General features: G+C 39.2%; 22 protein-coding genes. 5 read left to right on the forward strand and 17 right to left on the reverse strand.

All coding sequences use genetic code 11. The annotated features are described in order from the left end of the window. Positions 1–144: 144 nt before the first annotated feature. The 5 genes from wecA to AC27JP_RS02825 all read right to left on the reverse strand — a co-directional run bounded on the left by wecA (position 145) and on the right by AC27JP_RS02825 (position 7,681). On the reverse strand, positions 145–1,173 hold the full coding sequence (wecA, locus tag AC27JP_RS02805; RefSeq protein ID WP_487111920.1) for a UDP-N-acetylglucosamine--undecaprenyl-phosphate N-acetylglucosaminephosphotransferase: 1,029 nt from the start codon (positions 1,171–1,173) through the stop codon (positions 145–147). Between the two features lie 13 nt (positions 1,174–1,186). Beyond that, complete coding sequence (locus AC27JP_RS02810; RefSeq protein WP_487111921.1) at positions 1,187–2,248, reverse strand: Wzz/FepE/Etk N-terminal domain-containing protein; 1,062 nt, start codon at positions 2,246–2,248, stop codon at positions 1,187–1,189. Between the two features lie 235 nt (positions 2,249–2,483). Further along, entirely contained in the window at positions 2,484–3,521 is a 1,038-nt protein-coding gene (locus tag AC27JP_RS02815; protein ID WP_487111922.1) for an NAD-dependent epimerase/dehydratase family protein, read from the reverse strand. Between the two features lie 92 nt (positions 3,522–3,613). After that, on the reverse strand, positions 3,614–4,894 hold the full coding sequence (tviB, locus tag AC27JP_RS02820) for a Vi polysaccharide biosynthesis UDP-N-acetylglucosamine C-6 dehydrogenase TviB (RefSeq protein ID WP_487111923.1): 1,281 nt from the start codon (positions 4,892–4,894) through the stop codon (positions 3,614–3,616). A 69-nt stretch (positions 4,895–4,963) separates the two neighbouring features. Further along, complete coding sequence (locus AC27JP_RS02825; protein WP_487111924.1) at positions 4,964–7,681, reverse strand: SLBB domain-containing protein; 2,718 nt, start codon at positions 7,679–7,681, stop codon at positions 4,964–4,966. A 352-nt stretch (positions 7,682–8,033) separates the two neighbouring features. Here AC27JP_RS02825 and AC27JP_RS02830 point away from each other — a divergent pair, with 352 nt between their 5' ends. The 4 genes from AC27JP_RS02830 (at position 8,034) to serA (ending at position 12,454) form a co-directional block, all read left to right on the forward strand. Beyond that, the gene (locus AC27JP_RS02830; RefSeq protein ID WP_487111925.1) at positions 8,034–9,476 is read left to right on the forward strand and encodes a peptide MFS transporter; all 1,443 of its coding nucleotides are present in this window, start codon (positions 8,034–8,036) and stop codon (positions 9,474–9,476) included. Positions 9,477–9,685: 209 nt separating this feature from the next. Continuing rightward, positions 9,686–10,291, forward strand: coding sequence for a 5-formyltetrahydrofolate cyclo-ligase (locus AC27JP_RS02835; RefSeq protein ID WP_487111926.1), 606 nt, complete (start codon positions 9,686–9,688; stop codon positions 10,289–10,291). Positions 10,292–10,469: 178 nt separating this feature from the next. Next, positions 10,470–11,126, forward strand: coding sequence for a ribose-5-phosphate isomerase RpiA (gene rpiA, locus AC27JP_RS02840; RefSeq protein WP_487113426.1), 657 nt, complete (start codon positions 10,470–10,472; stop codon positions 11,124–11,126). 98 nt (positions 11,127–11,224) lie between these two features. Next, complete coding sequence (gene serA / locus AC27JP_RS02845; RefSeq protein WP_487111927.1) at positions 11,225–12,454, forward strand: phosphoglycerate dehydrogenase; 1,230 nt, start codon at positions 11,225–11,227, stop codon at positions 12,452–12,454. A gap of 260 nt (positions 12,455–12,714) precedes the next feature. Here the strand turns inward: serA and AC27JP_RS02850 are convergent, their stop codons facing one another. The 4 genes from AC27JP_RS02850 to ribH are packed head-to-tail and all read right to left on the reverse strand — an operon-like array spanning position 12,715 to position 15,072. Beyond that, positions 12,715–13,185: a phosphatidylglycerophosphatase A family protein gene (locus tag AC27JP_RS02850; RefSeq protein WP_487111928.1), complete on the reverse strand. Its 471-nt coding sequence runs from the start codon at positions 13,183–13,185 to the stop codon at positions 12,715–12,717. A 3-nt stretch (positions 13,186–13,188) separates the two neighbouring features. Further along, positions 13,189–14,160 (reverse strand): thiamine-phosphate kinase, encoded by a 972-nt coding sequence (gene thiL / locus AC27JP_RS02855; protein WP_487111929.1) that lies wholly within the window; start codon positions 14,158–14,160, stop codon positions 13,189–13,191. Positions 14,161–14,178: 18 nt separating this feature from the next. Continuing rightward, positions 14,179–14,595 carry a transcription antitermination factor NusB gene (nusB, locus tag AC27JP_RS02860; protein WP_487111930.1) on the reverse strand — a complete coding sequence of 139 codons (417 nt, stop codon included), beginning with the start codon at positions 14,593–14,595 and terminating at the stop codon, positions 14,179–14,181. 12 nt (positions 14,596–14,607) lie between these two features. Continuing rightward, entirely contained in the window at positions 14,608–15,072 is a 465-nt protein-coding gene (ribH, locus tag AC27JP_RS02865) for a 6,7-dimethyl-8-ribityllumazine synthase (RefSeq protein ID WP_487111931.1), read from the reverse strand. Positions 15,073–15,373: 301 nt separating this feature from the next. Here ribH and AC27JP_RS02870 point away from each other — a divergent pair, with 301 nt between their 5' ends. Continuing rightward, positions 15,374–15,682: a DUF6170 family protein gene (locus tag AC27JP_RS02870; protein ID WP_487111932.1), complete on the forward strand. Its 309-nt coding sequence runs from the start codon at positions 15,374–15,376 to the stop codon at positions 15,680–15,682. Between the two features lie 29 nt (positions 15,683–15,711). Here the strand turns inward: AC27JP_RS02870 and AC27JP_RS02875 are convergent, their stop codons facing one another. The 8 genes from AC27JP_RS02875 to AC27JP_RS02910 all read right to left on the reverse strand — a co-directional run bounded on the left by AC27JP_RS02875 (position 15,712) and on the right by AC27JP_RS02910 (position 22,222). After that, entirely contained in the window at positions 15,712–16,509 is a 798-nt protein-coding gene (locus tag AC27JP_RS02875) for an MlaA family lipoprotein (protein ID WP_487111933.1), read from the reverse strand. Between the two features lie 167 nt (positions 16,510–16,676). Then, on the reverse strand, positions 16,677–17,147 hold the full coding sequence (locus AC27JP_RS02880; protein WP_487111934.1) for a DUF2802 domain-containing protein: 471 nt from the start codon (positions 17,145–17,147) through the stop codon (positions 16,677–16,679). A gap of 62 nt (positions 17,148–17,209) precedes the next feature. Next, positions 17,210–17,701, reverse strand: a complete 492-nt coding sequence (locus AC27JP_RS02885) for a chemotaxis protein CheW (RefSeq protein WP_487111935.1) — start codon at positions 17,699–17,701, stop codon at positions 17,210–17,212. 86 nt (positions 17,702–17,787) lie between these two features. Continuing rightward, positions 17,788–18,573, reverse strand: coding sequence for a chemotaxis protein CheW (locus AC27JP_RS02890; RefSeq protein ID WP_487111936.1), 786 nt, complete (start codon positions 18,571–18,573; stop codon positions 17,788–17,790). Positions 18,574–18,577: 4 nt separating this feature from the next. Further along, positions 18,578–19,354, reverse strand: a complete 777-nt coding sequence (locus AC27JP_RS02895) for a ParA family protein (protein WP_487111937.1) — start codon at positions 19,352–19,354, stop codon at positions 18,578–18,580. 15 nt (positions 19,355–19,369) lie between these two features. Next, entirely contained in the window at positions 19,370–20,359 is a 990-nt protein-coding gene (locus AC27JP_RS02900; protein WP_487111938.1) for a flagellar motor protein MotB, read from the reverse strand. Further along, positions 20,356–21,102: a flagellar motor protein gene (locus AC27JP_RS02905; RefSeq protein ID WP_487111939.1), complete on the reverse strand. Its 747-nt coding sequence runs from the start codon at positions 21,100–21,102 to the stop codon at positions 20,356–20,358. Before AC27JP_RS02905 ends, AC27JP_RS02900 begins: the two co-directional genes overlap by 4 nt. Further along, positions 21,095–22,222, reverse strand: coding sequence for a protein-glutamate methylesterase/protein-glutamine glutaminase (locus tag AC27JP_RS02910; RefSeq protein ID WP_487111940.1), 1,128 nt, complete (start codon positions 22,220–22,222; stop codon positions 21,095–21,097). The genes AC27JP_RS02905 and AC27JP_RS02910 overlap by 8 nt, the downstream gene beginning before the upstream one ends. Between the last annotated feature and the right edge of the window lie 2 nt (positions 22,223–22,224).

The raw sequence follows: 22,224 nt of genomic DNA on the forward strand, positions 1-22,224 counted from the left end.
GGTGCTTTTTCACCCCAAGGCAAAAAATCCCATTAGAGACATTACTTAATGCACTCACATAGCACTAACGTACTATAAGCTATTAACTTTAAACAAACATTCATAACACCGTTCTTTAATTCAAGTTTTCACCATTAGAATCGACTACTCATTATACTTCCAACTAAAATGGCGAGCGTACCTGTTATAAAGCACAAAAACTAATATAAATAATATTAACTCGATACTTTCCGCCACTTGAAAATATTCACCTATTAGCCCAATTACTGACATTAATACCGAAAATACAGAGATAACGATTAATGTTTGTCTTGAGCTTAAGCCAGCACGTTGCAATATATGGTGTAAGTGATCACGGTCAGGTTTAAATGGCGATTTGCCTTTTCTATAACGGCGCATAACTATTGCCAGCATATCCATTAATGGTACAGCACAAATCCACAAAGCAGTAACAGGCCTAAATGATGCGTTTGCACCTTGCGTGCCCATACTTAAAAGCCAAATAACACTAAGCCCGATAAACATACTTCCAGCATCACCCATAAATATTTTCTTAGTAAATTTTTTGAAAAAACCTAGATTATACATGAGATAAGGTAATGTAGCGGTTGCCAATATTAACGGATAGCTCAAATATCCATGATTGCCGCTCATTAAAAATAACAATGCGATAGCGGTAAAAGTATTTAAACTTAAGCTGCCTATTAGCCCATCAATACCATCGACCATGTTATAGGCATTAATCACTACAATAATAGCTACATAGGTAAAAATAATACCAAAAGGTCCTAAGTTGATATTACCAAAGCTAAACAAATTACCTAAGTTAGATATATAACCACCAACACCATATATCATTAAGCTGGCAATAATAATTTGTCCGACGATACGAATACGTACACGGAGATCATACTTATCATCTAACGCACCAATAAAAACCATCATCGCTGAAGCAATTAGGTACATGCGAAGCTCTAAAGTATTAGGTAGCCACAGTAAACTCGCAGCTAGCACAGCTGCAAATATTGAAATACCACCAATTAATGGTATTTGCCCCTCATGGTGTTTTCGAGCGTCCGGTTTATCAACCAGCCCTACATCAACAGCTATCGGTTTAAACAATTTAATAGCCATAAACGCACTTAGAAACGCAGTAAGGGCAGTAATAATCATCCTAATTAAACTCCTATTTACCTAGGCTTTGTTCTGATACAATATTTTTAGACGAGTTAGCATTGTTAGCGAAATAACGAACTAAAACAATTAGCACCGACAATATACCACCAAGCATTGTACCTAGTACTACAATAAGTGCCCGCTTTGGTTTAGCTTTTTCGTCAGGAGCATTAGCTGGGTCAATAGTCTTGAGTACATACTCTTGAGATACTTCTGCTAACATAATGGTTTTCGTTTGCTCTTCAATTAGCTGATAAAACACGGTTTGCATGTCGGCCAATTGCGTTTCCTGCAGTTTTTCAGTTAAAAATTCGACACTACGTTGTGCTTCTGCCCTGTCTTGATCTCGCATGGTGTTATTAATTTCAGCAACTAGCCAAACTAACCACTGTTTAGCTATTTCAGGCGAGTAATGCTCAATTGTGATTGTAATCATTCCAGTTTCCTTATCCGTTGAAACAGACAACCTCCCTGTAAATGCTTTAAATGACTGCCATGGTGATGGCTCTGGCGCTTCACCTGTTTTCACTTCTCTTAACCATGATTTGCTTTTGGCATTATAAAGTTCTTCATTTAAAATCAACGTATTGGTGTTGGCGTCCCAATTTTTTGCTGCCATCAATGGCACTAATAACTGATATTTAGTAATGAATTTTTCAATAAATATCCGCGATTTTAAAACCTCTAGCGCTAGACCTGTTTTATTGGTGCCACCACCGCCAAAATTAATTCCTGCAAGACTTGCTAAACTGCCAAATTGACCTGCCATTTTAGCTAAACCACCTGCGCCACCTTGCTCACTAGCAGGCGCTAATAATGTAGAAGCTTTATAAATATTAGGTTGATTAATGGCATATATTATTGATAAGACTGCAAATATAAATGTAATAGCTACAATTAATATCTTACCTGACCATATGGCAAGCCATAGTTCAACTAAGTCAATTTCATCGTCATGTGAATTATTTTTCACGAGCATTTCAGGAGAGATAGCTAGAAATTGAGGGTGTTTTTGAACTTCGTCATTTAGTGCAGAAGAGTCAATATTTGCTTGATTTATATTTTTATCCACAATTTCACTTATATTTTATTCAAGAGTACCCGATAAAGGACAGTTTCTGATAAAGAATATTTTCTCATTTTCAATTACTGACGCACCACATACGAAATGGCGATTCATTATAAAGAGTACGAATAGTGCTGTAAAGAACAATAACGGTGGTAACAATATTCTGCATCTATGTTTACTATTTACTTTTTGAAATTGAAAATGACATTCCTTCTCCAATTAAATATTTATAATAAAATTATTTAGATAGAAAACCTATGTACCAAGGCATAGCTTTATCAATGCCTTGTTGAATGCGAAATTCAGGTTGGTAACCGAGTAAATCCTTAGCTTTTGAAATATCAGCCTGAGAGTGACGTACATCGCCAGCTCTAAATTCGCGATATATTGAACTTTTATCATAATGAACATCGTTCTTAGCTAGTGCAGAGACTAGGCTTGAAAATAACTCATTCAGTGTTGTTCTATCGCCAAGTGCGACGTTGTAGACTTGGTTCTTTCCTTGTTCTTCTGCAACAGCTGCTAATATGTTCACTTGAACAGCATTTTCAACAAAGCAAAAATCTCGGCTAGTTTCACCATCACCATTGATAAATAAGTCTTGATTATCAATCATAGCCGCAGTCCATTTAGGTATTACAGCTGCATAAGCACCATTAGGATCTTGCCGTTTACCAAAAACATTGAAATAACGTAACCCAGTTGCATTTAATCCGTAGGTTTTATGAAAAACATCAGCATAAAGTTCATTCACATATTTAGTTACTGCATATGGGGATAACGGCTTACCTATGTTTTCTTCCACTTTGGGTAAAGCTGGATGGTCACCATATGTTGAACTTGATGCCGCATAAACAAAGCTTTTAACTTTAATGTCTTTAGCCGCGGTTAACATATTAACAAAACCGGTAATATTCGCCGAGTTAGTTAATATTGGATCTGCAATAGAACGAGGAACTGAGCCAAGTGCCGCTTGATGTAAGACATAATCTACGCCGACGCCATCCAAGCTCAGCGCTTTTTGGCAATCTTCAAAGTTACGAATATCCCCCTTAACAAAGGTGAAGTTTTGCCACTGTTTCGTTGATACTTCTGACTTTACTTCATCTAAATTGTGTTGGTGACCCGTCGCGAAATTGTCTAAGCCCACAACTTTTTGATCAAGCAATAGCAATGTCTCCAACAAGTTAGAGCCGATAAACCCAGCAACTCCAGTAACTAGCCATACTTTTGGTGAGTGTTTAAGTTCCTTTTTTACTTCATCATAGCGAGACATTATATTTCCATAATCTTTTTTAAATACTGACTGTTTTTAATTTTTAACAGCCAACTTTTTGAAACCTTTATAACGAGGTGTTACCTGAACAATTACAAACGCATATCGACTGATTCTTTTGGTAGGATATATTTTAAATCATAAAGCACATGGCTTTCTTTACCTAAAGCTCGGATATTATCCACGCCTAACGCTTTAAACTCATTATGTGATACCGCTAAAATAATCGCATCATAATGATTTGATTTAGGTTCTTGAATTAAACTTAAGCCATATTCATGCTCTGCTTCCTCGTTTGAGCACCAAGGATCAGTAATATCCACGTGCATATTATATTCTTTTAATTCACTGACCACATCGACGATTTTAGTATTACGAAGATCTGGACAATTTTCTTTAAAGGTTAAGCCCATGACTAAGACATTTGCACCTTCAACCTGAATTCGCTTATGAAGCATATTTTTTACTAATTGCGATACTACATACGCACCCATACCATCATTTAAGCGACGTCCTGCCAAGATCATTTCCGGGTGATAACCTACAGATTGCGCTTTATGAGTTAAATAATAGGGATCAACACCGATACAGTGACCGCCAACTAATCCCGGGCGAAATGGTAAAAAATTCCATTTAGTACCTGCCGCCTCTAACACTTCTAAGGTATCAATATCAAGTTTATTGAAAATAATAGAAAGTTCGTTAATCAGCGCTATATTGACATCTCGTTGTGTGTTTTCGATGACTTTAGCCGCTTCTGCTACCTTGATAGAACTGGCTTTATGCGTGCCGGCAATGATGATTGAACGATAGAGATCGTCAACAATAGTCGCAATTTCGGGTGTCGACCCTGATGTTACTTTTAAAATATTAGTAACCCGATGCTCTTTGTCCCCGGGGTTAATTCGCTCTGGTGAATAACCGGCATAAAAGTCTTCATTGAAAGTTAACCCAGAAACTTTTTCAACAACAGGAATACAGGCTTCTTCGGTCGCTCCGGGGTAGACAGTGGACTCATAAACAATAATATCCCCTTTACTGACCACTTTACCTAGCATTTCGCTGGCTTTAATCAAAGGAGTTAAGTCAGGCTGTTTATGATTATCTATTGGTGTTGGCACAGTCACGATATAAACATTTGCGCTCTTTAATTCATCGACAGTGCATGAATAATCCAATCTAGTGGTTGTCGCGAGTTCTTCATCGCTTACTTCTAAGGTGCTATCTTTGCCACCTTTTAGCTCAGTAATACGTGCTTGATTAATATCAAAACCTAAGGTTTGATATTTCTTGCCAAACTCTACAGCGAGTGGCAACCCAACATAGCCCAAGCCTATAATGGCAATATTTGCATCATTTAAATCACGTATCATGTTCTCATTCCCTTAGTTCCACTAGTTGGTGAAATTCATTATTTTTCTTTTACTAATTTGATATTAAACTTATATACCATTTATAGCTGCCACTGCGACGGCCGCATTGTAAATGATTTGTGTTGCCGTCGACCATAACGTTAAGTCATTCATATATTCAGAATCAAGCGGCACTACTATCGTATCACCTGGTTTTAATGAGGTATCTGCAGTACCCGCAAACCAGTTACTCTCTTCAATCATTTTAATACTGCCGCTTGCTGAAATGATATATATACGCTCTTCATCGGCACGTTTTTTCACACCACCACTTTGCGCAATATAATCCTCTGCCGTCATTGTGCGATTAAACAAATGCGACGAACCAACTTGAACCTGACCGATAACATTAATTGAGTTCTTTTTCGTTGGCACATAAAGTACATCGCCACCTTCAAGTAAAATTTCATCACTGCTTGAGGCAATTATTTTCGGTAAATCTATAACCAAACGACCAACAGGCTGTAAATTTGTTATATCAGCAAGTAATTTTTGTGCATCATCATAAGACGTAGAAGTACCTTTTTCAGTTAACGACTTTGACGCCATTTCGATACGTAAATCACCTGCCAATTTAAACAAGTTTTGCTGTTCTAATTCTTGCAATTTCTTACGCGTAAATACCGAACCATCGGGGTGAGCGTATTGTGTTAAGCCACCCGCTTTAATAATCAAATCAGCTAAAGTTTCACCACGGCTAATAGTATATTTACCAGGGAAAACAAATTCACCTCGCAGTTCTACAACATGATTTTCGCTCCAAGCGGGAATTTTATGAATATTTAAACGATCTTTGCTTTTCAACGCAATATCAAACTCTTCTCCACCTTCGAGTGCTTTTTTTAAGTCAACATTAATCGAAACTTTACTAGCTCCATCTGAATCAAGGTTATTGCGAGTAACTTCTGCACGTTGCAGATAAGCTGATTCATTCACGCCGCCAGCTGCGGCAATTAAATCGCTTACCATAGCATCCCTAGCCAATGGATAAATACCTGGGAACTTAACTTGTCCATCGACTTCAACTAACCTAATAGGCTGCCCTGATGCTCCTTGTTGACGTAGTTTTCTTAACACTGGCATAAGCAAGCGCTGACGAGAAAATAGCGCCATATCCCTAACTTCCAATTTTCCTTCAAGCTCACCACCAGTGATTTGAACCAAAGACTGGTTAATTAATCGCGCAGTTTCCGCATCTTCATCTGGAGCGACATCAAATTGTGAAGACTTTCCACCATATTTCTCCCAGAATGACTTTTCGTTAAAGGAAACCTTAGCTTGCTCACGTTCTTTCGCAAAGAGCTGCTCTTGTGTGTAAGCTAACTCATCCAATGATATTTTTTCATCAACATGTTTAACAACATTAGAAAAAATCAGTAACTTATCGTTTGCTGTTAATATAACATTTTCACTTGATGTCGGATGCTCAAGCGCTCTAGCTAAACTAAATTGCAATACATCAATATTTCTCGCTTTATCTACCTGTCGGACAATTAAGCCATAGTTTAAATCTGCATAAGGTAATATATGTGAATCAAGGCTTGGCAGCAGATCTGTAACTCTAATGTCCTTTTGCCATTGATACTTGCCAGGGCGTGTCACCGCACCAATAACCGTGATTGATTTCTCATACATGCCTGAGCTTTTCAATACCCGAATATAATCGCCGTTTTTCACGTTTTGCTGAAGCGCATCTTGCTGAGTCAAATCTAGGTTAACAATGCTACGTAAACTACGAGTGTTATAACGTTCCACCATAGTTGATTGAGGAAATGCCGACGGCAATAAACCACCCGCCATTTCTAATACTCGATTAAAGTCATCACCTTCTTGCAATTCGTAAATTGCCGGACGCCTAACTTCACCAAGTACTGATGCAGTTTTACCTTGCGTCGGAATAAAAACCACATCGCCAGACTGTAAAAGAATATCGTTTGATGAATCACCGTGAATTAATAAATCGTACAAGTCGACTTTTTGAATTAATTTGCCGGCGCGCTTAACTTCAATATTTCGAAGCGAGCCAATATCACTAATGCCACCCGCCGCAAAAATAGCATGAGTAACAGAAGACAGTGAACTTAACGTATAAGGACCTGGTTTATAGGCATCACCAAGCACAAATACACGCATAGAGCGTAATTCTGCTAAACTAACTACAACATTAACACCAATAATGCGTTGTTTAATGCGTTCAGCAAGAAACAATTTCATTTCAGCAAAGGCTAAACCTGCGATTTTAATCGGTCCAACATTAGGGATTAATATAGTGCCTTCACGGGTTACTGGCAGCGTATATTCAGCATTTTCTTTACCATAGATTTGAATCGATAATTGATCGCCGACACCCAATATGTATTGTTCAGGGATTGCAATATCCATTGTTGGCGTAAATGTACTTGGCGCATTAGCAAAAACATCGACACCAAAGCGCTCTAGTGGTTTAAATAATTGTTCGTCTGCTTCAAATGAAAAAGATTCTTGCTCTTCCTCAAGCGATTCTCTAGCAGCCTCTTGTCGCGGCATTACCGGTGTCGTTGATAATTGAGTTTGCTGGGTTGAACCTGATATTTGCCCTAAGACTTCATCTAAATCTACACCCATGCTTTGTGCTAGCACTTGTTGTTGAGACTTAGGAAGACTTTTAAATTGCTCAATCTGTTGTGCACTAATTTGAGCCGATGTTGAGCTAAAAGAGAGTGTATAAAAGACTAGAAGGGTTGCCAGTTGACGAATAAAATTGCTCATTTTCGCGTATTTCTTCCTATATATACGATACATTACTTCTATCTAATTAAGATAAAATCTAAACAGCGTGGAGTTTATCAGTAACTGTACGGTGATTAAAGCAACTTTTTCTTTGCTGTTTTAATTTCGAATAATTAGCAAAATCATGATAGAAAATAATAAAAAGTAAGCAATTGACAACCCTTTCATTAGAGATTCCCTCTATACACTTGCCTTTCTATGCTAGCAAAGGTATAAAACGGGCTGACTAACCAATTTTATACAATATTGCTCGGCAAATTAGTGCATTTAGTTAAGAATGCAATCAAATAATAATAATTATGACTTCGGGCATCTTTTAAAGGAAATTTCAATGACTAAACCAACAGCAGGCACATTACTCGGACATCCGAAGGGGCTTTTTCTCCTTTTCGGTACGGAAATGTGGGAACGATTCGGTTATTACGGCATGCGCGCCTTATTGGTACTTTATTTAGTAGCAGCAGTGGATGATGGCGGTTTTGGCTGGACTACAGGTGAAGCACTCGGTTTGTATGGTACTTTTACCATGGCCGTATACTTAACCCCGATGATCGGTGGTTGGTTAGCCGATAACTTTATTGGCCAACGTAAAGCGATTATTTATGGTGGTATTTTATTCTCGGCTGGTTATTTCACCTTAGGTATTCCTAAGTCAATGATCGTCGGTATGGAAGAAACGGTATTCTACATCGGTTTGTTCTTGATCTGTTGTGGTAACGGTTTATTCAAAGCTAACGTATCTAGCTTAGTGGGTGAATTATACGAAGATGGTGACCATCGCCGTGACGCTGCCTTCACCATCTTCTATATGGGTATCAACTTAGGTGCTTTCTTATCACCGTTAATTGTTGGTTATTTAGGTGAAGAAGTTAACTGGCACTACGGTTTCATTGCTGCAGGTTGTGGTATGTTAATCGGTTTAGCATTACAACTAACACTAGCAAAAAATTACTTAGGCGATATTGGTGTCACTCCTTCAGCTCATAAAATTAAAGAAGCTCAAAACGAATTAAAAAATCGCGCGTTATCAAAAGAAGAAAAAGACCGCACAAAAGTTATTTTGATCATGAGTGTGTTCTCGGTAATCTTCTGGGCAGGTTTTGAACAAGCCGGCGGACTATTTAACATCTATGCATCACAATTTACTGATCGTAATATCATGGGCTTTGAAGTGCCAGCCACTTGGTTCCAATCTTTAAATGCTATGTTCATTATTATGCTTGCGCCTGTTATTGCCTCAGTTTGGGTTAAAATGGGCTCTAAAGAACCAACATCACCGGTGAAGTTTGCTTTAGCTATGGTGTTTTTAGCATTAGGTTTCTTCGTTATGTTATGGGCAACTATGGTTCAAGGTGGCGATGTAACAATTAAAGTCAGTATGCTATTCCTAGTATTTGCCTACCTTTTCCATACTTTAGGTGAGTTATGTTTATCACCAATCGGCCTTTCATTAGTGTCAAAACTAGCGCCAGTTAAATTCACCTCATTATTAATGGGTGTTTGGTTCTTCTTTACTGCTTTATCAAATAAACTTGCTGCTTTCATTGGCCAGTTTGTTGGCGAAGGTGAAGAGCAAGTAGCTAACGCAGGTAATATCTTCTTAGGTGTTGGCTTAGGCGCACTAATCACTGCAGTGATCATTTTCCTAGCTTCAAACAAATTGGTTGAATGGATGCATGGTGCTGAAGGTGATGAAAGCCATGATCTTGAAGCTAAAATTGAAGAAGAAATTGCGGTAACAGGTACGCACGAAGCCATTTCTGAGAAGCAATAATAGTTATTTACGTTTAAATATATAGCTTACGCTTTTTAAAAAAATATATCGGGTAATAACTTAGGTTATTACCCTTTTTCTTTCCTAACCGTTCAATAAGCATCTTGTAGCAAATTAATATTCTCGCCTTAATATCACGGTTTTGTTATAACTTAGCAAAACGTAATCAGCTTTGAATAAATTGTCCTCTTCCTATTAGGCCACTTAGTGTGAAAAATTCAAATAGAGCCCAAATTCGCCAGAAAATTAGGCAACAAAGACTTGAGTTATCGAAAGAGCAACAAAATAGTGCCGCATTAGCGTTACTTAAATATTTCTCGACTGACAGCAAAATAAAACATGCACAACATATCGCACTTTACTTAACTAATGACGGAGAGCTCGATACTCAACCGTTAATTGATTGGTGTTGGCAGCACAACAAAAATGTTTATCTCCCAGTTATACATCCGTTTGCTAAAGGTCATTTACTTTTTCTCAAATATACTAGCGATTCGCCTATGGTAAAGAATCAGTATGGTATTGCTGAGCCTAAACTCGATATAACAGCAATAATTTTACCTAAGTATTTAGATGTTATTTGCACACCATTAGTTGCATTTGACAAAGAAGGTAACCGGTTAGGCATGGGGGGTGGCTTTTATGACCGTACATTAAATGCCTGGCATCAAAATTTTCAAACAAATAAAAGTGCTAAGCCTTACCCTCTTGGTATCGCTCATGACTGTCAACAAGTTGACCTACTCCCTTGCGAAGATTGGGATATCCCCTTACCTGAAGTACTTACCCCAAGCCAACATCATAAATTTCGCTAACCTAAACTACAAATTCGCACAACTTAATCGTTGAAAGCGACAAATGGCTATGACATCAATCTGTGCCTATTGCTATAATGTGCTAACACAAAAACTTAGCCCGACACTGAGATTATTTATTCGCCCTCCAGTGCCGCTAAGTTAAAATTAAACCGCAATTTTTACGAGAACTTTTATGATGACTCAAGATGAAATGAAAAAAGCCGCAGCCATTAAAGGCTTAGAATATGTTGAAGCAGATACCATTGTTGGTGTTGGCACGGGTTCAACGGTCAATCATTTTATCGATGCCCTAGCAACAATCAAAAACAAAATTGTCGGTGCCGTATCCAGCTCTGAAGCATCAACTGAACGTTTAAAGTCACACGGCATTGAAGTCTTTGACTTAAATAATGTTGATGGCATTGATGTTTATGTTGATGGTGCAGATGAAGTAAATTCTCACCTGCATATGATTAAAGGTGGTGGCGCAGCGCTCACTAGAGAAAAAATTGTTGCTGCCGTTGCAAAAACCTTTGTTTGTATTGCTGATGAAACTAAGCAAGTACCGGTACTGGGACGCTTTCCTCTGCCTGTGGAAGTTATCCCAATGGCACGGAGCTATGTTGCAAGAGAATTAGTGAAATTAGGTGGTGATCCAGCATATCGCACTGGGGTTGTAACGGATAATGGCAACGTCATTCTCGATGTGCATAACTTAGAAATAATCGATCCTATAGCGCTTGAAAATAGCATCAATGCCATTGTAGGTGTTGTTACTAATGGTTTATTCGCAAATCGAGCAGCAAACGTACTAATTATCGGCACTAACGACGGCGCAAAAATAGTAAAATAACCCTTTAGAGTTTATACACTATATGATAGTTTAGAAATCTAGCCATCTAAAAACTTATTTTAACAAATAAATATTTGATCGAGAGAAGTCTAACTATCATGAGCAACATTTCATTAGCGAAAGAAAAAATTAAGATATTACTTCTAGAAGGTGTGCACCAAAGCGCATTGGAAGAATTGAAAGCCAAAGGCTATTCCAATATTGAATACCTTAAAACCTCACTTTCAGAAGCAGAGTTGATCAAAAAGATTGCCGATGTTCACTTCATCGGTATTCGCTCTCGCACAGATCTCAATAAAAATGTCTTGAGTCACGCTAAAAAGTTAGTTGCTATCGGCTGTTTCTGTATTGGTACTAATCAGGTTGATAAAGTAGCGGCACAATCATTTGGTATCCCGGTTTTTAATGCACCATTTTCAAATACCCGCTCTGTTGCCGAATTAGTTTTAGGTGAAATATTATTATTACTACGTGGCATTCCTGAAAAAAGTGCTCAAGCCCATCGTGGTATTTGGAACAAATCAGCTGTTGGCTCAGTGGAAGCACGCGGCAAAACACTCGGCATTATTGGTTATGGTCATATTGGCACGCAACTAGGCATATTAGCGGAAACTTTAGGCATGAGAGTGCGATTTTACGATATCGAAACTAAACTGCCATTAGGGAATGCAAGTCAAGCGTCAACGCTAACGGCATTATTAAAAGAAGCCGATATTATTAGCTTGCATGTGCCAGAAACACCACAAACTAAAAACATGATGGGTGTTGCAGAGTTTGAAGTAATGAAAAATGGCGTTATATTTATTAATGCCTCACGAGGGACCGTTGTTGATATCGATGCGTTATCAGAAGCCTTAGCAAATAAAAAGGTCGCGGGTGCAGCAATTGACGTATTCCCAGTGGAGCCAAAAGGCAATGACGAAGAATTTATTAGCCCGCTAAGAGAATTTGATAACGTGATTTTAACGCCGCATATCGGTGGCAGTACCAAAGAGGCACAAGAAAATATCGGCCTTGAAGTGGCAAGCAAACTGGCTAAATATTCGGATAATGGCTCAACCTTATCCGCAGTTAACTTTCCTGAAGTGTCACTGCCTGAACATACGGGTACAAGCCGCTTATTACACATTCACCGCAATCAACCAGGCGTGTTAACGCAAATTAACCAAGCCTTTGCCCATCATAATATCAATATTGCCGCGCAATATTTACAAACGGATGATCAAATTGGTTATGTGGTGATCGACATTGAAGCAGAAAACAGTGAATTAGCGTTAAAAGAATTAAAGCAAATTGATGCAACTTTGCGAGCAAGGCTACTTCACTAAGGTCGACACAGTAATAACTATTGAGCATCGTCATTCTTTGCCATCAATAGCACCAGACATATCATTCGTCGACGTGCATGGTTGGCTAATGCCGTGAAACCATTGATGGCTAAGAACGGCCTGGACATCGTCATTCATTGCCATTCACGGCATCATGACATACCGTTCGTCCTGAGCATAAAAAAGCCAAAGATAACATCTTTGGCTTTTTATCGATATTTCACCGTCAAACTTAACAACGAAAATAATTGCCTTTCAGCTTAATAAAATAACAACATCATACAAGCCCAGGCAGCAATACCCGCAACAATATCGTCGAGCATGATACCTAAACCACCATGACAATTTTTATCTAAGTAAGAAATAGGCCAAGGCTTTAAAATATCAAAAAAACGAAATAAGGCAAAACCAACCAGTACCGTTAACCAATTTACTGGTATCAAATACATAGTGATCATAAAGCCAACAATCTCATCCCAAACAATTGCACCGTGATCATGAACACCGGCATCTTTTGCGGCTTTTCCGCAAATATACACCCCTGCAACACTCATTATTAGCAATAACAATAAATAATATAGATTATCTAAATTTAACGCTAAGAAGAAAACAGGTATTGCCGCTAAGGTGCCAAAAGTTCCGGGGGCTTTTGGTGCCAAACCGCTACCAAACCCTAAGGCTAAGAAATGAATAGGATTGGAAAGTTTGAAGTTTGCCGTTGATACTGCCATTTACTAGTCGTTACTCGGCGAGAAGTGTTCAAAGCTTTTAGCATTAATGGCTACCGCTTTGCTGTCCAACGTCGTGGTAATTTTTTCGCTACCGTTAAGTTGACCGATACAAGTAATAGTATTGCCACTGTTTGCTAAGGCCGTTTCCATACCAACTCTGTTATCTTCCGATACGGTAAACAACAACTCATAATCATCACCACCCACTAAGGCGATTTCAAACGCTTCTTCCATACCAACGGTATCGCGTAAAGCATTAGAAATTGGCAAATCTTCCAGCACGATATTGGCGCCAACTTTTGATGCTGCACAAATATGGCCGAGATCTGAAATTAAGCCGTCTGAAAGGTCAATTGCCGCACTTGCATACTCACGTAATGCTTGGCCTGCTAAAATTCTCGGTCGTGGAAAGTCTAAACTATGTCGAATAGATTCAAGATATTCTTTGGCAATGCTAACTTCATTATTAATACCTTTTAACGCCAGAGCAGCATCACCAATTTCACCAGTAACATAAAGCCAATCACCTGCTTTTGCCCCCGAGCGAGTGATATGTTTATCAATTGGTGTTAGCCCTTGAGCCGTTACGGTAATACTGAGTGGCCCTTGTGTGGTATCACCACCAATAAGCTGGACATTATAAAATTCACATAACTCAAAAACACCAGCACAGAACTCTTCAATCCATTGAGTATCAATCTCCGGCATAGTAATGGCTAAGGAAATCCAGGTTGGCTCTGCTCCCATGGCAGCCAAATCAGATAAATTTACCGCAATCGATTTATGGCCTATGGCTCTAGCACTGGTTTCATTCGGAAAATGTACACCGGCAACTAGCGTATCTGTAGTTACGGCAATATTTTGTCGCTCAGACGGGCTAATTAATGCACAATCATCACCAATACCAAGTAAAACGTCTTTACGTTTAATCGCTTGCTCGGTAAAGAAGCGCTTGATCAATTCAAACTCTTTCATAGTTTAATCAGTTTATTGCTACTCGTTCGGACGAACGAGTTTAACAACTTTATCTAGTACGCCATTAACAAACTTATGGCTATCGTCAGCGGCAAATGATTTCGCCAGCTCAATCGCTTCATTAATAATCACACGATAAGGCACATCATTGCAGTCAGTTAACTCAAATACCGCAACACGTAAAATGGCTTTTTCAACATGGTCAACATCATCAAGCGGTCGATCGACATGTGGAGAAATTTTTTCATCAAGACTACCAACTTGTGCCGATACGCCACGAAATAATTGCTGAAAGTAGGCGATATCAAAACGGCGAGCGCTATTATCTGCCAAAAAATTTGCTTCAACTTCAGCAATATCATTTTGGCTTAGTTGCCATGAATATACTGCTTGTACAGCTAATTCTCTGGCCTTTCTTCTAGGTGATGGTTTCACAAATATTTCCTGTTATAACTTATCTAATACATTAACCATTTCTAATGCACTTAAGGCTGCTTCTCCGCCTTTATTGCCAACTTTAAGGCCAGCACGGTCAATAGCTTGCTCAATAGTGTCGGTAGTAATAACGCCAAAAGCAACCGGCATGGTATATTCCATAGCTACTTGCGCTAAACCTTTATTACACTCTCCGGCAACAAAATCAAAATGCGGTGTGCCACCACGAATTACCGCACCTATGGCGATGATACCGTCGTAACCTCCTTTAGCTGCAATTTTCTTCGCCGCCACTGGCAGTTCATATGCGCCAGGCACACGAATTACGGTAATATCATTATCGGCAACATTACCATGGCGTTTAAGGGCGTCAATTGCGCCTTCAAGTAAACTGTCAACAACAAAACTGTTAAAACGTGAAACGACGATGGCAAATTTCTTACCGGTTGCATCAAAGTTAGCTTCTACGACATTCATTTAAAAATCACCTGCTGATAAAAATTGCGGCAATTCTACCAAATTGCAGGCGACTGAGGAACTCTTTTAACATTTTTCTAGTATAAGTGGTCAGGTTTACCGATTAATTATTAACAGAACTATTTATCGGCTTGATAATTATCGAGTTTATAATAGCTAAATCTTACAAAGGCCTGTGACTTGAACACCTGTTTATATTTAATACCAGTGAATTACGTGCTTTATCAGGCATGTGCGTAGCACTTACCCCGCCATTTTTGTATGATAGGCAAAAACTATCTACTCGAATTCATTACCCGTTATGACCATTTACTTTTCGTCTAATAAAATTCCACAGTTAATGCCCTATAGCATGCAGCAGCGCCAAACTATCTTAGCGTTGGCACAAACTAAACTTTCTGCGCCAGAAAAATTCCTCTTAAATATCATTAAACTGATGCTACTGATACCACCATTTCTTTTTATTGCTAATTTGCAAGGCCTCGCCATTGTAATATCGATAACAGTTGTTTTGATTGCTTATTTCATTTTGCTACGACCAATTATGCTGCATTTCACTATAAAGCATCTGCATAGCGCGATTAACCAATATAAAAAAAGCGAACATTAAGTTCGCTTTTTTCTGTTTTAAATTAAGCCCTACGGCTCAATTTCATCTAACTCTTCAAGATAGGCATCAATATCTTCTTCTTCTTCGGCATCCACCTCAATCGGCGGATTACCATCATAAACCTTATATTGCATATTTTGAAAATAAGCATTTTTAACAAATTCATACGGATCAATGGAATCATTTAAAATAGCTTCTTGATCGGCCAACGACGCTCTGGCCTCTAATCCTAAAACTCCCGCACGCACGAGGTTAGGCCAAAAATCAATCACTGCTAAAGGCCAATAGTAACGGTCAACAAAATCACCAACTTCTTCTCGCACTGACGATGGCCCCAAAGCAGGTATCACCAAATAAGGACCATCGCCAACACCATAACTACCCAGTACTTCACCAAACTCTTCTTGGCTTCGCTCCCAACCAAAATCACTCGCCGGATCGAAAAAACCTAACAAACCTATTGTTGAGTTTAGGACAAACCGCCCTGTGGTTTTTGCCGCATCGGTAAATTTTGCTTGCAGTAAATTGTTAATAATAGTCGACGGCTCATTTAAATTGAGCGCCATATTGTGAACGCCAGAGCGCAATTCTGTCGGCATGTACTCGACGTAACCTTCTGAGGCAGGCTTTAGCACATACTTATCGGCATAGTCCCAAGTAAAAGTCCAAAATGGTCGGTTAATTGACTCTAATGGATCTTTTGGATCGGAAACGCCCTGCTCTGTTGACGGCGTTGAAGAACAAGCGCTTAGTAATATGGTCAATATTACAACCATAAACGATTGACGATTCTTAATATTCAAAATTGTTTTTCTTATTGTATTCACTACAAAGTCCTTGAACTTTAACGATTGCATTATTGGTATCCGCAAAGTCAGTTTACCATGGACTATTAACCGCTGACATTAAGAACTTGTATAAAAAATGTAAATTCGGCGAAGTAGACTGAATGACAACTTGCTAAAAGCAAGATATAGATAACGACACGGTGAAACTAATTTTTTGAGGATTGTTGCCGATGTACTGCCAGTAACATTTCAGCTTCAGGGCGCGGAATATCACACTCACGCATAATTTCTTCTATATCCGCACCTAGCTCAACTAATTTTTGTGCTCGCGAATATAGCTTATCTTCAGGTTGCTGATGTAATAATTGTTCAATAGTTTGAATTTGTGTACCAAATTGCTCTTGAGTTGACTTTATACGGTGTTCAAGCTGCTTAGTAACTTGCTCATTTTCTAACTGAGATTCAGTACACTGATGTTGAATTTGCGTTAACTGTGTTTGAGCTTGCGCCAAAAGCGTTTGCAGCTCCATCAGCAATAGCTCTTGGCTTTGGGTTTTAAGCGTTAAATCTTCAATTTGTTTAGATAATCGATTTTTCAACGCTAATAACAGCAATGCAACTAACATGACTAAAGAAAAGGCGACGACACTGATCAAGTTTGCAGGTATATTTTCCATAGAATATTAGAGAACAATTCACGCTATCAAGTCTAAAAAAAACAAAGACTTAATGGTAAAACCTAGAATTGTTTTAGCTCATCCCATTCATCATCAGAAAGCAGTTTATTTAGATCAACTAAAATCAATAGCTCGCCTTCTCGGTTTGAAACGCCTTGAATATATTTCGCGCTTTCGTCATTACCAACATTTGGTGCAATATCGATTTCAGACGCTTTTAAGTAAACGACCTCAGCAACACTGTCGACTAAAATACCAATAACTTGTTTTTCCGCTTCAATAATAACAATGCGAGTATTATCTGTAACTTCAGCAGCCTCAAGACCAAATCTAGCGCGAGTATCAATAACGGTAACAACATTGCCACGTAAATTGATAATCCCCATAACATAAGTTGGAGCGCCTGGAACAGGGGCAATTTCCGTATAGCGTAACACTTCTTGTACTTGCATTACGTTAATACCGTAGGTCTCACTATCGAGTTTAAATGTTACCCACTGCAGCACTTCATCATTGGTATCACTTTCATTTGCGTTGCGTCTTTCATCAGACATACTGCTGGCCTCTTTCAATTTTTATATTCTGTTCGGTGACTAAAACACTTACCTTCTAAGTATACTGACAAGTTTAAATTCATCAATTATTCTTGGGTAATATTTACGCCTTTTTCCAATAACTTAATTAGTGAATCGACATCTAATAATACACACATGCGATCTTTAACTAAACCGGCTAACCAAGGGCGTTTACTTGGCGAGTCTAACCATTTGACATCTTCTTGCTGTAAGGTCACTGTATCGACCAATCGCTCTGCCGTCAAACCCCAAGATGAATCATTTAACATAATGATATATTGGTAGTTTAACGAGGAAATAAGTTCTTCGTTGCACTTCTCTGGCATCACCCAACGTGCGGTATCAACCACGTTAACTTTTTCATCTCGGTGTAGCATAACCCCTTTAAACCAATCAGGCTTGCCCATTAATGCTGTGGTTTTATCATGGTTATGAATGCCACCTAGTTCAATCAAAGGCACGGCAACGGTTAAGCCCGCAACGTCAAAAAACATTGCCTGAAAAGCACCTTGGCGATAACCCTTGTCCGCTTTAGCTTCTATGCCGCCAACACTTTTATGAGTCGTAATTTTACCTATACTCTGTTCGGCGCTATCGTTAGTTTTTGCGGGTATCGCCGCTGGCTTTTCCGGACTCTTTGCTATCGAACTCTTGTCAACACTTGTTCTGCTTTTTGCAAGCGGCTTTTCATCGGCGACATTAGGTAAACTGACTTGATTAAGTAACTGTTCAATGGGCTGTGCTTGCTTTTCTTTTACTGGCACTGACTTTGTCTCGGCCGCCTCTTCGGTCAGCAGCTCTGACAAATAGGTCTGCATCAATTGTTTGCTGGCTGCTAAAGACTTTGACATTGATTTACTTACTCACTGACTTTAAATGAACTAAATATTTTAATAGATTGCGATAAGCAATGATACCACGAGAACTTGCAGCATAATCAGACGGTACTTTTTGAGCAACACTGGCATTGCGAAAATTAGTGTCTATTGGCACAACTCCCGGCCAAACAGCATCGCCATATAATTCTTGCAGTTTTCGATAGGTCATTAATGATGCTTTAGTCCGTTTATCAAACATGGTCGGCACTATGGTATATTTAAACGGTTGGCTTTGCTCTCCTTGCATGATATCAAGGGTTTTCATCATGCGGTCTAGGCCTTTCAATGCTAAAAATTCAGTTTGAACCGGCACGATAATCCGTTCACATGCCGCCAAAGCATTTACCATAAGTACGCCTAAAATGGGCGGGCAATCAATGAGCACATAGTCATATTCATCAGCAATTTTTTCCATCGCTTTTTTCAACACTAAGCCCATACCACCTTTATTGCCTAAGGAACGATCGAGTGTGGCAAGGCCCATGGTCGCGGGAAGTATATCAATATTATCGTAATGGGTAGGACACAAACTTTGCATGATTTGTTCTTTAGTCGAAACTTGAAGAAACAAATCATAAACACTTAAATCTAAATCTTCTGATTCGATACCAAAATAATAACTCAGTGAAGCATGAGGGTCAGTATCAACCAACAATACCCGATGGCCTTTTTCTGCCAACAACCCGGCTAAGGAAATCGTAGACGTAGTTTTACCTACACCACCTTTTTGGTTTGCAACTGTCCAGACTACCAATGGAATATCCTATTGTTAATTATCTTCTTGGGGCGCCGTATTACTATCGTTACTCGTGTCATCTTCACGCGTGGTAATACGAATGCCGCCATTTTCAAGCCGAATAATACGAATTTCTTCTTCAGCATTATTGTCGATATCAACCTGCTTAATCGCTTCTACATCTTTCACCGAAATTGTTGGTGTCGCTAATAAGTTAGCTTTTTCCAAGCCATATTTGGAAATGGCAATGACAACACGTCGATTTTTCGCTCGACCTGTTTGCGTTCGATTGTCAGCACTCGGGTAATATTGACCATAACCTTCTATCGCCATGCGAGCTGGATTCAAAGTTAACTGTTCCAAAACGCGTAATATTGCCGTTGCTCTAAAAACCGATAATTCCCAATTTGAAGAAAATATTTCCGTCGCTATCGGCTGATTATCAGTATAGCCTCTTACCCGGATATAATTCGTTGTACTGGCGATAACTTGATAAATAACCGATAAAATATCCTTAGCGGCATTGGTTGGCGAAGATGAACCACTAGGGAACAATAGGCCACTATTTAATTCAATCTCAAGCCAGTCGCCATCTACTTGTAATTGAGCGTACCCTGACTCGACTAACTCGTATAACGCTTCATGCAACTCTTTTTCTAAAGAGGTTAATGTTGTTCCCACTTGCGCGTCAGAAACATTAGATAATGTCACTTCGCCTTCAACTAACTCTGGCCCTGCAACATCTAAAATACCATTACCAAATAAGCGTTTATTGGTTTTTGAACTATTGACCGGCAGTATATCATCGCCATGACCAAGATTTTTAGGTTGCTCTTCATTCGCTTGAAAAACTCGGCCAATGGATTCCGTCGCCGTTTCAAAAGGCTCTTCATTAACCATTGCCATGGCATAAAGCACAACAAATAGCGCAAAAAGCAAAGTCATGTAATCAGCATAAGATACCAGCCAACGTTCAACATTGTCATGCTCTACCGAGTGACGCCGGGCGCGTAATCGATTCATTGCTCTAACCGAAACGCCGACAGTTTATTCTCAATAGCATGAGGGTTTTCAGCTAAAGCAATGGCAACTAAGCCCTCAGTCATCATTTCACGATACATGGTTTGTTGATGAACAATGGCTTTAATTTTATTGGCTATAGGCAAATAAATGAGGTTAGCAAAGCCAACGCCGTATATGGTGGCAACAAATGCTGTCGCAATGCCTTGGCCTAATAATTGTGGGTCGGCAAGATTAGACATTGCATGGATTAAACCAAGTACGGCACCAAGAATACCTATGGTTGGACTGTAGCCCCCCATAGATTCAAAGACATGCGCCGAACGCAAGTTATGTTCGCGATACAAATCTAAATCAAGCTCTAGAGATACTCGTAAATTCTCCACTTCTACCCCATCAACGAGTAGGTTTAGCCCTTTATTGATATAAAAGTCGTTTTCTTCTTCGGCAATATGTTCAAGTGATAAGAAACCTAATTCTCGAGCTTTATCAGCCCAATCTACAATTGACTCTATACCTTGTTCAACATCATATTTAGGCGGGATAACGATCCATTTCAATAATGACATCGCGTGGAAAAATTGTCCTTGTGATGACTGTAACATCACGGCGCCAATCGTGCCGCCAAAGACAATAATAAATGCTGGTAATTCCAATAACGAGATTATGGCCCCGCCATCAATTATAAAACCGAGATAAATCGCCAAAATGGCAATAATCAATCCCGATATACTCAGTTTATCCATGCTGTATTTCCTTAAGGATTGCAGATGGAAAGCTTTCAATAGCCAAAGAAAGTTCTGATATTCCGGCGGCAGTTACCGCTTGCGGCATACCATAAACCACACATGATTCTTCATCTTGCGCCCAAATGGTTGCACCTTTATTTTTTAACAACCGTGAACCATCACGGCCATCTGCACCCATTCCAGTTAGAATAACACCCAATACATTGCCACCAAACACCTTAGCAGCAGAACCAAAACTAATATCAACACTTGGCTTAAAAGCAATTCTCTCTGAATCGTCTTCAAGTATTCTTAGTTTCGCTGCATTTTCTGTACCATCAATAACCATTTGTTTGCCGCCAGGTGCTAAGTAGGCACAACCTGGCTTAAGTATATCGCCCGCCTCAGCTTGCTTTACTTCAATTTTACATAAGGTATTCAATCGATTAGCAAATGCCAAAGTAAATGCGGCCGGCATATGCTGCACCATAATAATAGGTAACGGAAAGTCTTTTGGTAGCTGAGTCAAGACCTTTTGCAGTGCCACGGGTCCGCCGGTTGAGGTACCGATCGCCAATAATTTGTACTGTTTACCTGAACTTTTTTTAATGCTTGCGCTAGCTCGCTCGCTACGTATAGATGAAGAAGGGGTTGCCAACGTAGCAGATGTTGAAGGTTTAGCTGAGCTGTCGCTACGCGCACGTGAACGAAATGTTGAAATTCGCGGGAGTCTTCCTGATTTTTTTCGAGCTAGCTGCAATACGCGTTGGCGTAACAAGCTACCAGCATCTTCAGTGTTTTTGGCAATTTCATTGAATTTTTTTGGTAAAAAATCTAATGCACCAGCATCTAACGCTTCTAACGTAGCTTTTGCACCGGCATGCGTTAACGAAGAAAACATGATAATAGCGGTGGGTGCCTTAGCCATTATCTGTTTTACCGCTTCAATGCCATTTAATAATGGCATCTCGATATCCATGGTAATAACATCAGGCTTTAATGCAATCGCCTTATCTACAGCGTCAATACCATTAATCGCGACATCAATGACTTCAAGATCTGGATCTTTATTGAGAATATCCGTAACTCGGCGTCGAAAAAAACTGGAGTCATCAACCACCAACACTTTAAAGGACATTT

It is taken from the genome of Colwellia sp. SU-HH01172, assembly GCF_057553355.1.

What these genes read in the sequence shown, in the direction of transcription:
- ribH (WP_487111931.1), bottom strand. Translation starts at nt 15,072, where the DNA reads ATGAATGTCGTAGAAGCTAACTTTGATGCAACCGGTAAGAAATTTGCC.
- thiL (WP_487111929.1), bottom strand. Translation starts at nt 14,160, where the DNA reads ATGAAAGAGTTTGAATTGATCAAGCGCTTCTTTACCGAGCAAGCGATT.
- AC27JP_RS02885 (WP_487111935.1), bottom strand. Translation starts at nt 17,701, where the DNA reads ATGTCTGATGAAAGACGCAACGCAAATGAAAGTGATACCAATGATGAA.
- AC27JP_RS02870 (WP_487111932.1), top strand. Translation starts at nt 15,374, where the DNA reads ATGACCATTTACTTTTCGTCTAATAAAATTCCACAGTTAATGCCCTAT.
- rpiA (WP_487113426.1), top strand. Translation starts at nt 10,470, where the DNA reads ATGACTCAAGATGAAATGAAAAAAGCCGCAGCCATTAAAGGCTTAGAA.
- serA (WP_487111927.1), top strand. Translation starts at nt 11,225, where the DNA reads ATGAGCAACATTTCATTAGCGAAAGAAAAAATTAAGATATTACTTCTA.
- wecA (WP_487111920.1), bottom strand. Translation starts at nt 1,173, where the DNA reads ATGATTATTACTGCCCTTACTGCGTTTCTAAGTGCGTTTATGGCTATT.
- AC27JP_RS02825 (WP_487111924.1), bottom strand. Translation starts at nt 7,681, where the DNA reads ATGAGCAATTTTATTCGTCAACTGGCAACCCTTCTAGTCTTTTATACA.
- AC27JP_RS02880 (WP_487111934.1), bottom strand. Translation starts at nt 17,147, where the DNA reads ATGGAAAATATACCTGCAAACTTGATCAGTGTCGTCGCCTTTTCTTTA.
- tviB (WP_487111923.1), bottom strand. Translation starts at nt 4,894, where the DNA reads ATGATACGTGATTTAAATGATGCAAATATTGCCATTATAGGCTTGGGC.
- AC27JP_RS02910 (WP_487111940.1), bottom strand. Translation starts at nt 22,222, where the DNA reads ATGTCCTTTAAAGTGTTGGTGGTTGATGACTCCAGTTTTTTTCGACGC.
- AC27JP_RS02900 (WP_487111938.1), bottom strand. Translation starts at nt 20,359, where the DNA reads ATGAATCGATTACGCGCCCGGCGTCACTCGGTAGAGCATGACAATGTT.
- AC27JP_RS02905 (WP_487111939.1), bottom strand. Translation starts at nt 21,102, where the DNA reads ATGGATAAACTGAGTATATCGGGATTGATTATTGCCATTTTGGCGATT.
- AC27JP_RS02850 (WP_487111928.1), bottom strand. Translation starts at nt 13,185, where the DNA reads ATGGCAGTATCAACGGCAAACTTCAAACTTTCCAATCCTATTCATTTC.
- AC27JP_RS02890 (WP_487111936.1), bottom strand. Translation starts at nt 18,573, where the DNA reads ATGTCAAAGTCTTTAGCAGCCAGCAAACAATTGATGCAGACCTATTTG.
- AC27JP_RS02830 (WP_487111925.1), top strand. Translation starts at nt 8,034, where the DNA reads ATGACTAAACCAACAGCAGGCACATTACTCGGACATCCGAAGGGGCTT.
- AC27JP_RS02815 (WP_487111922.1), bottom strand. Translation starts at nt 3,521, where the DNA reads ATGTCTCGCTATGATGAAGTAAAAAAGGAACTTAAACACTCACCAAAA.